Source organism: Pseudomonas sp. LBUM1649, assembly GCF_059716155.1.
Map to the genome: position 1 here is coordinate 5,696,537 of NZ_CP166807.1, position 10,964 is coordinate 5,707,500.

The 10,964-nt window shown below is 58.6% G+C and carries 6 protein-coding genes and 2 rRNA genes (1 of these 8 cut by a window edge); 3 read left to right on the forward strand and 5 right to left on the reverse strand.

Annotated features, from left to right (window positions below; translation table 11 throughout):
* Positions 1 to 198: 198 nt before the first annotated feature.
* From mksB to mksF, 3 genes are read left to right on the forward strand one after another with little or no spacing between them, the layout of a single operon-like run.
* Positions 199 to 1,476: an Mks condensin complex protein MksB gene (gene mksB, locus ACA058_RS26355; RefSeq protein ID WP_497636577.1), complete on the forward strand. Its 1,278-nt coding sequence runs from the start codon at positions 199 to 201 to the stop codon at positions 1,474 to 1,476.
* Positions 1,466 to 2,179, forward strand: a complete 714-nt coding sequence (mksE, locus tag ACA058_RS26360) for an Mks condensin complex protein MksE (protein ID WP_497636578.1) — start codon at positions 1,466 to 1,468, stop codon at positions 2,177 to 2,179. Before mksB ends, mksE begins: the two co-directional genes overlap by 11 nt.
* Positions 2,176 to 5,016, forward strand: coding sequence for an Mks condensin complex protein MksF (mksF, locus tag ACA058_RS26365; RefSeq protein ID WP_497636579.1), 2,841 nt, complete (start codon positions 2,176 to 2,178; stop codon positions 5,014 to 5,016). Before mksE ends, mksF begins: the two co-directional genes overlap by 4 nt.
* A gap of 187 nt (positions 5,017 to 5,203) precedes the next feature.
* Here mksF and ACA058_RS26370 read toward each other — a convergent pair whose 3' ends face one another.
* The 5 genes from ACA058_RS26370 to ACA058_RS26390 form a co-directional block, all read right to left on the reverse strand.
* Positions 5,204 to 7,507: a PqiB family protein gene (locus ACA058_RS26370; protein WP_497636580.1), complete on the reverse strand. Its 2,304-nt coding sequence runs from the start codon at positions 7,505 to 7,507 to the stop codon at positions 5,204 to 5,206.
* The gene (locus ACA058_RS26375) at positions 7,500 to 8,123 is read right to left on the reverse strand and encodes a paraquat-inducible protein A (RefSeq protein ID WP_497636581.1); all 624 of its coding nucleotides are present in this window, start codon (positions 8,121 to 8,123) and stop codon (positions 7,500 to 7,502) included. Before ACA058_RS26375 ends, ACA058_RS26370 begins: the two co-directional genes overlap by 8 nt.
* Positions 8,110 to 8,769, reverse strand: a complete 660-nt coding sequence (locus ACA058_RS26380) for a paraquat-inducible protein A (RefSeq protein WP_497640007.1) — start codon at positions 8,767 to 8,769, stop codon at positions 8,110 to 8,112. The genes ACA058_RS26375 and ACA058_RS26380 overlap by 14 nt, the downstream gene beginning before the upstream one ends.
* 149 nt (positions 8,770 to 8,918) lie before the next feature.
* A 5S ribosomal RNA gene (gene rrf, locus ACA058_RS26385) occupies positions 8,919 to 9,034 on the reverse strand.
* A gap of 158 nt (positions 9,035 to 9,192) precedes the next feature.
* A 23S ribosomal RNA gene (locus ACA058_RS26390) occupies positions 9,193 to 10,964 on the reverse strand; it runs 1,120 nt beyond the window's last position.

The window sequence follows — 10,964 nt, forward strand, 5'->3', positions numbered from 1 at the left end:
AAGGTCGGCCACTTGTGGATAACTAAAGTGCGGAGATTCTACCGCTCTTCGCTCAAGATCGCCCGCTGTTGATCGATAGACTTCACCGATAGTCTTTCCACCTATGAAAAATGGCGACAGCCCGTCCCGAGAGTGAATCGCATCGCGCCTGATGCAGTACAATCGCGGCTTTTAATCGCCAACCAGCCGGCCATTCCGATGATCGAACCCAAGCGCGTCTTGCGCGCCCTCGCTGAACACTGGGCACTTCTGGAGCCGCTTTGTGAGCATTTCGACCAAGGCACCCTGAGCCTCAACGAACTGCGCACGCAACTAGGCGCCCAGCAACTCGACAGTACGCCGCAGGACATCACCAGCCTGCTGGACGTGTGGATTCGCCTCGATATTCTGGTTCCGGTGGCGAAAAGCCCGAACCGTTTCGAGCTCAACGCGCAAATTCACGACTTCCTCGCCTACCTGCGCCGTGAACACCGTTTGGGCCTGTGTTTGGAAATCGAAGCCTACCTGCGCCACCTCGAGCGTCTGGCCGGTTATATCCAGGACGCGTTCGATATCCGCGACGGCAATGACCTGGCCCGCCAGTTGCGCCTGCTCGACATGCGCGTGCGTGACGTGCTGAAAAAACTCGATAACGACGAACAGGCATTGGTGGCGGTCGCCGAACGGGCGAAAACCAGCGACCGGCAGATTCCGTTGCGCCAGCGTTACGCTGAAGTGCTGGCGACCTGGGACGAATACGTCGAGCCGATGATTGATCTGGTGAACGCCGACGGCGCCTTCGAACAAGGCGTGCGCAAGGTCGAAACCGTCCTGCTGAAGATGCTCAGCGAACAGCAGCGCCTCGGCCACCTGGTCGACGACGACATGCTGCTGCGCACCCACGCGCGCATCCTCGAAATGCAGACCAGTGCCCAGTTGACCCTGCGTCACGCGCGCGAACTGTTGCTGCCGCTGCGTGAGGAGGCACGTCGCCACAATGCCGTCACCCGAGGCGCGGCACTGGCCCTGGCCGCCATTCGCCGAAAAGGCATCGATGCCGTGCCGCAGGCGGCCATGCCCTTGTTCACACGACCGCAAAGCACCTTCCTCGGCAGCGCCAGCCAGGTCGAGGCCTACGTTTACGCCTTGGCCCGTTTCGAACCGAAGCCGGCGCGCTTCCCCAAGGCCCACAAGACCCAGAAAGGCGAATCCCCGCGTGCGCCACGCACGGTTCGCGAAATGCTCGAACGCTGCGAAGACGCCCTGCCGTTGCCGGACCTGATGACCTGGCTGCTGGAGCAGGAGCCGGACGGCGCCACCGACGAATTGCTGTACTGGTTCTCGCGCCTGTCACGGGAAAAACGCTTCAAGCGCGAACGCCTGGAACGTCGCGATTACCACACACACGAGCACCAGGTCAGCCTGCGCTCCTTCGCCCTGCTCTCGGTCGGCGACGCCGCCGCCGAGGATTCTGCGAGCACCCCATATGCATCTTGATCTATCCGAACTGTCCCAACTGGCACCGATCTTTCGCGAGCTGTTCAAGGGCTACCACGTCAGCCGCCGCGACCCGGAGCTGTACGCCCAACTGTCGAACTTCCAGGACCAGTACCGCACGCTGTTCAAGGCCCTGGGGTTTGAACTGGTCTGCGACACCCGTGGTTTCTACTACTTCGTGCCGGACCTGGCGGCCGCGACGGTGAACAAGACCGCACAGCGCCTGGCGCTGTTCACCTTCATCCTCGTCGAGCACCTGGCCGACCAGGGCCGCGACCCGATCGCCGTGCTCGACGGTGGCAGCCTCGGTCGCGATGAACTGCCTTCGTTGCTGGAAAAGTACCGCGACCTGTTCATCCAGGCCGAAGTGCAGACCCAGGATGAGCTGGAAGAAAAAATCATGCGACGCATGACCCAGCTCGGCTTCGCCGGCGAAGAAAACGGCGTGTACCGCTTCCTGCCGCCGATGCACCGTTTCCTCGATGTGTGCCTGTCAGTGCAACAGGACCGTGACCTGGCGGCCAGCCTGCACAGCGTATTGCCGCTGCCGGTACCGGTGCTGATCGACGATGACAGCGACGAAAAACTGCTGCAGACCGACGACCCGCTCGACCTCAGCGACTTTGAGGTAGAGAGCGCCGGCGAAAACGAAGATGACGCTTTAGCCCGTGCCATTGCCGAAGAACAGGAGCTCGACGCATGAGCAAGGAACGCTACGGCATCCGCCGCTTTGCCCTTCTGAACACCGCCGGCTACAGCCTCGGCCTGTTCCCGCTGGAAGAGCCACTGTCGGTCTATGGCGCGAACAACCTCGGTAAATCCGCTTCGATCAATGCGCTGCAGTTCCCGATCCTGGCGCGCATGTCGGACATGAGCTTCGGCAAGTACAGCCTGGAGCAATCCCGGCGCTTCTACTTCGCCTCCGACACCAGCTACATCCTGGTGGAGGTGAACCTGCCCCATGGACCTCACGTGATCGGCGTGGTCGGACGCGGTCCGGGTGGTGGCTTCGGTCACCAGTTCTTTGCCTATGCCGGCCAGCTGGACCTGGCCCACTACCAGAAAAACGACACCTGCCTGCGCCAGAAAGAACTGTTCAGCAACCTTGAGCGCGAAGGCCTGAAAGCCTACGAACTCAAGCCCGATGAACTGCGCCGCTTGCTGGTCGGTGGACACACCTCGATCCCGCTGGACCTGACACTGATCCCCCTGCGCTCCACCAGCGAACAGAGCCTGAAGACCTTCCGCGCACTGTTCATCAACCTGCTGCACATGCGTGAAATCACCGCGGCCAAGCTCAAGCAACTGTTTCTCGATGCGTTCGAGCACAGCTTGCGCTCCGGTAGCGTCGATTACATCGCCGCCTGCGAAGAGGCCTTCCGCGACGTACGCCGCATGGAGCAGGACTACAACTCGCTGGTGGCCGCCGGCCCATTGGTCGAAGCCCTGGCCAACGGCGTGAAACAGCGCGACATCCTGCGCGGCAAGCTGCACCGGATCTCGCCGCTGCTCGACTCCCTGCTCGGCACCTGGTCGGACTACGCCAGCGCCCGCAAGGAAGAGCTGACCATCCAGGCCGAGCACTATCGCCACGAGCAGGACGCCCTGCAGAACGATCAACGTGGTGGCACCCAGGAGCTGATGCGTCTGGAGCGGGAAATTACTGGCATCCAGCGCTGGCTCGGCGAGCTGTCGGTGCTCAAGCATCGGTTTGCCCTGGTCGATGACGTCAAGGTGCTTGAGCAACAATTGCTCGCGGCCAAGGACGCCCACGACGAGCTGGCAGGTGCCTTGGCGCAGTCGCGACAGTTCAGTGCCGAGGACCTGGAGGAACGCCTGCGCGATCTGGAAAAACGCCTGAAGTCGGTGAAGCAGCAACTGGATCACGCCGACAACAACAGCTACGCGCGTCTGCGCGAAGAGTTCTCGCAACAGGACGTCGAGCGCCTGATGCGTCTGTTCAACAGCGCACTTTTCAGCCTGCCGCTGGGCGAACACGGGATCACCCTCGACGAGAACGGCGAATGGGTGAAATCCATGGAGCTGATTCTCGACGCTTTCAAAGGCGAGCGCTTCGAAGTGCCGGGCCTGTCGATCGACCTCTCGCACATCGAGCCACCGGCTCTGCAAGCCCTGGCTGACCGCGCCGCGCTGCGCGATCAGAAAGAGCGCCTGGACAAAGAACTCAAGCAACTGAAGACCCAGCAAGCCGTGGCTGCCGACCGCGCCGCGAGCAAGACCCAGACCGAAGCGCTGTACCAGCAGGTGCTGGATGCCCAGAAAGCGTTGGAAGACTTCCGTCGCGCGCAAACCCTGAGCGCCGAAGAAAGCGACAAGCTGGAGCAGCTGGCGCAGATGGAGGCCGCACAGGACGAACTGAAGCGTTCCAGCGATGCCTTCACCGAGCGCGTCCAGCAACTGTCGGCCAAGCTGCAACTGGTCGGCCGGCAGATCGGTGACATGGAAGCCAAGCAACGCACCCTCGACGACGCCCTGCGCCGCCGTCAGTTGTTGCCGGCGGATCTGCCGTTCGGCACGCCGTTCATGGATCCGGTCGACGACTCGATGGACAACCTGCTGCCACTGCTCAACGACTATCAGGACAGTTGGCAAGGCCTGCTGCGCGCCGATGGCCAGATCGAGGCGCTGTACGCCCAGGTGCGCCTCAAGGGCGTGGCCAAGTTCGACAGCGAAGACGATATGGAACGTCGCCTGCAACTGCTGATCAACGCTTACGCTCACCGCACCGATGAAGCCCTGACCCTGGGCAAGGCCCGGCGTGCGGCCGTTACCGACATCGCCCGGACCCTGCGCAACATCCGCAGCGACTACGACAGCCTCGAGCACCAGCTGGCGCTGTTCAACCGCGAAATCAACAAGCGCCAGGTGTCCAACCTGCAAAGCTTCCGCATCGTGCTGGCGCCGAACAAAGAAGCACTCAAGCACATCGACCAGATCATCCACAGCGCCGGTCAGTACGAAGAAGGCGAGACCCTGTCCGTCTTCGACCTCAGCCAGAGCGCCGAGCAAGACAACAAGAACGAAGAGGCCAAGGAATACCTGGCGCGGCTGGTGGCGGCGAACCACAACCAGCTCGGCCTCAAGGACTTGTTTGAACTGGCGTTCGAGATCACCAAGGTCAATGGATCGCCGGTGATCCACACCGACATCGACGGCGCCGCGTCCAACGGCACCACCATGACCATCAAGGCGCTGACCAACATGTATTTGTTGCTGCACTTGATGGACCGCGACCTGGCCGGGCGTGTGCGCTTGCCGTACTACCTCGACGAGGCCGCGGACATCGACGAGAAAAACCAGGCGGCGCTGCTCGAAACCAGTCTGCAACTGGGCTTCGTGCCAATCCTGGCCAGTGTGAAGCCGCAGGTCTGCGCCAGTGTCGCCATCGACCTGGAAGGTGGCAGCGGCCCGGCTGGCATCTACATCGATGAGGATGACTGGAAGTACATTCGTCGCCACGATGAGGTGAAGGCGACTGTAAATGTTGAGGCGGATGAGCCGGAGCTGGATACGGTTTGAGTTGAACCGTTAGATACGAAAAAGGCCGCGTTCCAATGGATCGCGGCCTTCTTTGTGGTTCTTACAGTGCTCTTAAGGGCCTCTTCGCGAGCAGGCTCGCTCCCACAGTGGACCGGTGTACATAAATCCCCTGTGGGAGCGAGCCTGCTCGCGAAGGCGTCATTCCTGACGCCTTATTAGCTCAGGGTTATTTACCGAGCGAAATCTTCGGCGCCCAGGTCAGCCATTCCTCTTCGAACTTGTCGAACAGCGGGAATGTCTGCTCCGTCCGCGCCGGGTTGCCCATGCGCTCGCCGTCCGGCGTGGCGAAGGCAACACCGCCCTGAATCATCGTCTCCAGCGATTCGGTACGCACCGTCGCCCCTCTGAACAGGCCAACATCAAAGTCAAAACCGCTGGTGTTCCAGAAGCGCGTGCCGCTGCGGACCAATGGCGCGTACTTTGGCTCGATCAGGATGCGGATCAGCACACGATCAGCCGTCTGGCCCAGCTCATAACCCGTGACCTTGCCCACGGTGATTTCTCGATAAGTCACCGGTACACCAGCCTTCAGCGAACCACGGCGAGGAGCGCTCAACACCAGGCTCAAACCGGCTTCCTGTTTGGCAGTTTCCGGCGGACTGGCCAACGCCACGAAGTTCTTCTGCGGCCCCAGATTCTTCGGTGCCGGTTGCACCTCGATGTATTGCCCGGTGACCAATGTTTCCAGGTTCGACGTCTTGATCAGCCCCAGCTCGGGCTTGACCACCCAGAACTGACTGCCGACGCGAGCGATGCGATCCGGGACTTCATCGATCCGCGCAGTCAGTAGCACCGACTGCAGATCGTCACTCAGGTCGACGTCTTCAATCTTGCCGACATCCAGCCCCTTGAAGCGGATCGGTGTGCCGGTATGCAGGCCATCGGCACGGTCGACCTTGATCGTGATCATTGCGCCTTTCTGGTTGGCTTGCTCATGACTGGCGAACAGGCGGAAACGTGGGATGCGCTTCTGCAATGGCGCCTTGGCCTCCGGTGTTTCAAAGGCGATGCCGCCGGCCATCAGGCTTTGCAGCGATTCGCTCTTAACCTGAATCCCGCCGGTCAGTCCGCCCGTCAACGTGATGCCACTGGCATTCCAGAACCGCGTAGAGGCGTTGACCAAGTCTTCGTATTCCTTCTCGATATGGACCCCAATCACCAGCTGTTTCTTTTTGCGCGAAAACTGATAACTCTGTACCGAGCCCACCTTGACCTGCTTGTAGAGCACCGGGCTGCCCACTTCCAGCGAGCCGAGGTTATCGGTGAACAACACCAGGTGCAGGCCCGGTGAACGCAAATCCAGCGGCGGCGCCTTAGGCCGTGCGACAAACTCACGTTGCGGCGCGGCGCCTTTGTCCCCGGGACGCACGGCGATGTAGTTACCCTTGACCAATGCTTCAAGGCCGGTAATGCCCGCCAGGGAAATCGACGGCTTGACTACCCAGAACTGGGTGCCATCGACCAGGTAATCCTCGGCCAGGGGGTCCAGCGTCAACTCGGCGCTGGCACCGGACAAATCGGGATCGACCTTGAGTGCCTTGAGTGTGCCGACCTGAATACCTTTGTACATCACCGGCGTGCGGCCAGCCTGCAAACCTTCGAAGTCACTTAGCTTGACCTTGATTTTGATCCCGGCGGCGGCCGCGTCGAAGTCTTCATAAAGACGGAACGGCAGGCTCGGATCGGTTGGCGGGCTGTCCTTGCGGTTTTCAGGCGTGGCAAACGCAATACCGCCAGCAACGATACTGGCCAGGGACTCACTGCGTACTTTTACACCGGACAGGTTGGCATCGATGCTGATGCCGCTGGCATTCCAGAAGCGCGTGTGTTTGCGCACGAGTTTGGCGTAGGTCGGCTCGATAAAGACCTTGAGTTCGACAGTACTCTGGTCTTCGGAGAGCACGTAGCTTTTGATCTGCCCGACCTTGATCTGCTTGTAGAACACCGGGCTGCCACGGTTCAGCGAACCCAGGCGATCAGCCTTGATGGTCAGGTGCAGGCCGGGCTGGGCGTCCGATAGCGGCGGCTCCTGGGCCAGGGCCTTGAACTTGCGGGCAGGCTCGCCCTCACCCGGGCTGATCGCGACATAGTTACCCGAGACCAGCGTCTCCAGCCCGGTGATACCGGCCAGCGTCACGCTCGGCTTGACCAGCCAGAAGCGCGTGCTGGTGCGCAGGTATTGCTCCACGTCCTTGTTCATCTCGACGGTCGCGATCACCCCTTTGGAGCTGCCTTCATCATCAAGCTTGAGGGTTTTCACCTTGCCGACCGACATGCCTTTGTAGACGACTTCGGTCTTGTTGGCCTGGATGCCTTCACCGCTTTCGAAGCGTACCTGAATCTCGATACCGGTCTCGGTGTAGGCGCGCCAGCCGAGCCAGCCACCAATGATCAAGGCAATCAGGGGCAACACCCAAATGGCCGACCAGTTCGAAGCAGGTCGGGTTTTAGCTGTAGGCAGATCAGTCATGGTCGTCGTCCGACTCCGTGTTATCCCAAATCAGTCGGGGATCGAAAGTTACTGCGGCAAGCATCGTCAAAATCACCACGCTGGCGAACGCAATGGCGCCCAGATCAGCTTCGATGCTGGCAAGCCGTCCAAAATTCACGACCGCCACCAGGATGGCAATCACAAAGATATCGAGCATCGACCAGCGGCCGATGAACTCGATAAAGCGGTACATCCATATGCGCTGGCGGGCCGAGAGTGGCTGGCGGCGCTGCACGGAAAACAGCAGCAAGGCGATACCCACCAATTTGAACGTGGGCACCACAATGCTGGCGATAAACACCACCGCGGCGATGGGAATCATGCCGTGCTGAACCAGTTGGATAACACCGGACATGATGGTGCTGGGATCACCCTTGCCCAGGGAGCTCACGGTCATGATCGGCAGCACATTGGCCGGCACGTAAAGAATCGCGGCGGTGATCAGCAACGCCCAGGTCCGCGCCACACTGTTCGGGCTGCGGGCATGCACCAGCGCGCCGCAGCGAGTGCAGATCTGTTCGTCGGTATCAGCTTCCTGCTTGTTCAATTCATGGCATTCGGCGCAAATCAGAATGCCTGCATCAATCGCCCGCATGGGCATCCTCTCCTGATAAAGCCTGCCAGATCTGGTGAGGAGACATCACGACCTCCAGCCAGACCTGAACCAACAACAATCCAATGAAGCACGCCAGGCCAAGGCCGATGGTCATTGCTGCCATATCTGCCAGTTTGACGATCGCGACCAGTACGCCCATGAGGTAAACCTCAAGCATCCCCCAGTCCCGCAAATGGTGGTAAATACGGTAAAGCAGCAATCCGTAGCTGCGTCCGACGTCAAAACGGATACTCAGCAATACGACCAGTTGGCAGAGCAGCTTGAGCAGCGGAATTGCCATGCTGCTCAGGAACACAATGACTGAAACGCTTTGCATGCCTGTATCGAAAAGCGCGACAACCCCGCTCCAGACAGTGTCTTGCGACGACTGCCCGAGCAGATTGAGTTGCATGATGGGTAAAAAGTTCGCCGGGATATACAACAGCAGTGCCGCAATAACCAGGGCGAGACTACGCTGCACGACGTTGTATCGATGGGCATAGAGCTCGTAGCCACATCGCGGGCACAGGGCTTTCTCGCCATGGTCGAGCTCGGGCTTGCGCATCAGCAAGTCGCACTCGTGGCATGCCACCAAATCGTTCAGCGGTAATTCTGACAGCCTTGAGGCGTCAACCGGATCTGGCATATAACGCTCTGACTCCGAAAAGGTTGGGCCTATTCTAGTGCCCTGAATCGAAAATAACTGTGCCAATTTGTGCACGAGTCATCGTGATTTTCTTTCGGGAAAAGACAAAACCCCTACCTGCATACGCAGATAGGGGTTTTGGAATTTAATCTTGACGATGACCTACTCTCACATGGGGAAACCCCACACTACCATCGGCGATGCATCGTTTCACTGCTGAGTTCGGGATGGGATCAGGTGGTTCCAATGCTCTATGGTCGTCAAGAAATTCGGGTACTGAGTCGTGGCCAGTTGGCCTCGCTTCAGCAAATTGGGTATGTGATAGCCAGGTGTTTTGTGAGATCTCGAACTTTCGGTTCGTTTCGTCTTCACACACCGCAATCTGATGCTTCTCTCGAAGTAAGCAAATTGCTTGGGTGTTATATGGTCAAGCCTCACGGGCAATTAGTATTGGTTAGCTCAACGCCTCACAGCGCTTACACACCCAACCTATCAACGTCGTAGTCTTCGACGGCCCTTCAGGGGACTCAAGGTCCCAGTGAGATCTCATCTTGAGGCTAGTTTCCCGCTTAGATGCTTTCAGCGGTTATCTATTCCGAACATAGCTACCCGGCAATGCCACTGGCGTGACAACCGGAACACCAGAGGTTCGTCCACTCCGGTCCTCTCGTACTAGGAGCAGCCCCTCTCAAATCTCAAACGTCCACGGCAGATAGGGACCGAACTGTCTCACGACGTTCTAAACCCAGCTCGCGTACCACTTTAAATGGCGAACAGCCATACCCTTGGGACCGGCTTCAGCCCCAGGATGTGATGAGCCGACATCGAGGTGCCAAACACCGCCGTCGATATGAACTCTTGGGCGGTATCAGCCTGTTATCCCCGGAGTACCTTTTATCCGTTGAGCGATGGCCCTTCCATACAGAACCACCGGATCACTAAGACCTACTTTCGTACCTGCTCGACGTGTCTGTCTCGCAGTCAAGCGCGCTTTTGCCTTTATACTCTACGACCGATTTCCGACCGGTCTGAGCGCACCTTCGTACTCCTCCGTTACTCTTTAGGAGGAGACCGCCCCAGTCAAACTACCCACCATACACTGTCCTCGATCCGGATAACGGACCTGAGTTAGAACCTCAAAGTTGCCAGGGTGGTATTTCAAGGTTGGCTCCACGCGAACTGGCGTCCACGCTTCAAAGCCTCCCACCTATCCTACACAAGCAAATTCAAAGTCCAGTGCAAAGCTATAGTAAAGGTTCACGGGGTCTTTCCGTCTAGCCGCGGATACACTGCATCTTCACAGCGATTTCAATTTCACTGAGTCTCGGGTGGAGACAGCGCCGCCATCGTTACGCCATTCGTGCAGGTCGGAACTTACCCGACAAGGAATTTCGCTACCTTAGGACCGTTATAGTTACGGCCGCCGTTTACCGGGGCTTCGATCAAGAGCTTCGCGTTAGCTAACCCCATCAATTAACCTTCCGGCACCGGGCAGGCGTCACACCCTATACGTCCACTTTCGTGTTTGCAGAGTGCTGTGTTTTTAATAAACAGTCGCAGCGGCCTGGTATCTTCGACCGGCGTGGGCTTACGCAGTAAATGCTTCACCCTCACCGGCGCACCTTCTCCCGAAGTTACGGTGCCATTTTGCCTAGTTCCTTCACCCGAGTTCTCTCAAGCGCCTTGGTATTCTCTACCCAACCACCTGTGTCGGTTTGGGGTACGGTTCCTGGTTACCTGAAGCTTAGAAGCTTTTCTTGGAAGCATGGCATCAACCACTTCGTGTTCCAAAGGAACACTCGTCATCAGCTCTCGGCCTTAGAATCCCGGATTTACCTAAGATTCCAGCCTACCACCTTAAACTTGGACAACCAACGCCAAGCTGGCCTAGCCTTCTCCGTCCCTCCATCGCAATAACCAGAAGTACAGGAATATTAACCTGTTTTCCATCGACTACGCTTTTCAGCCTCGCCTTAGGGACCGACTAACCCTGCGTCGATTAACGTTGCGCAGGAAACCTTGGTCTTTCGGCGTGGGTGTTTTTCACACCCATTGTCGTTACTCATGTCAGCATTCGCACTTCTGATACCTCCAGCAAGCTTCTCAACTCACCTTCACAGGCTTACAGAACGCTCCTCTACCGCATCACCTAAGTGATACCCGTAGCTTCGGTGTATGGTTTGAGCCCCGTTACA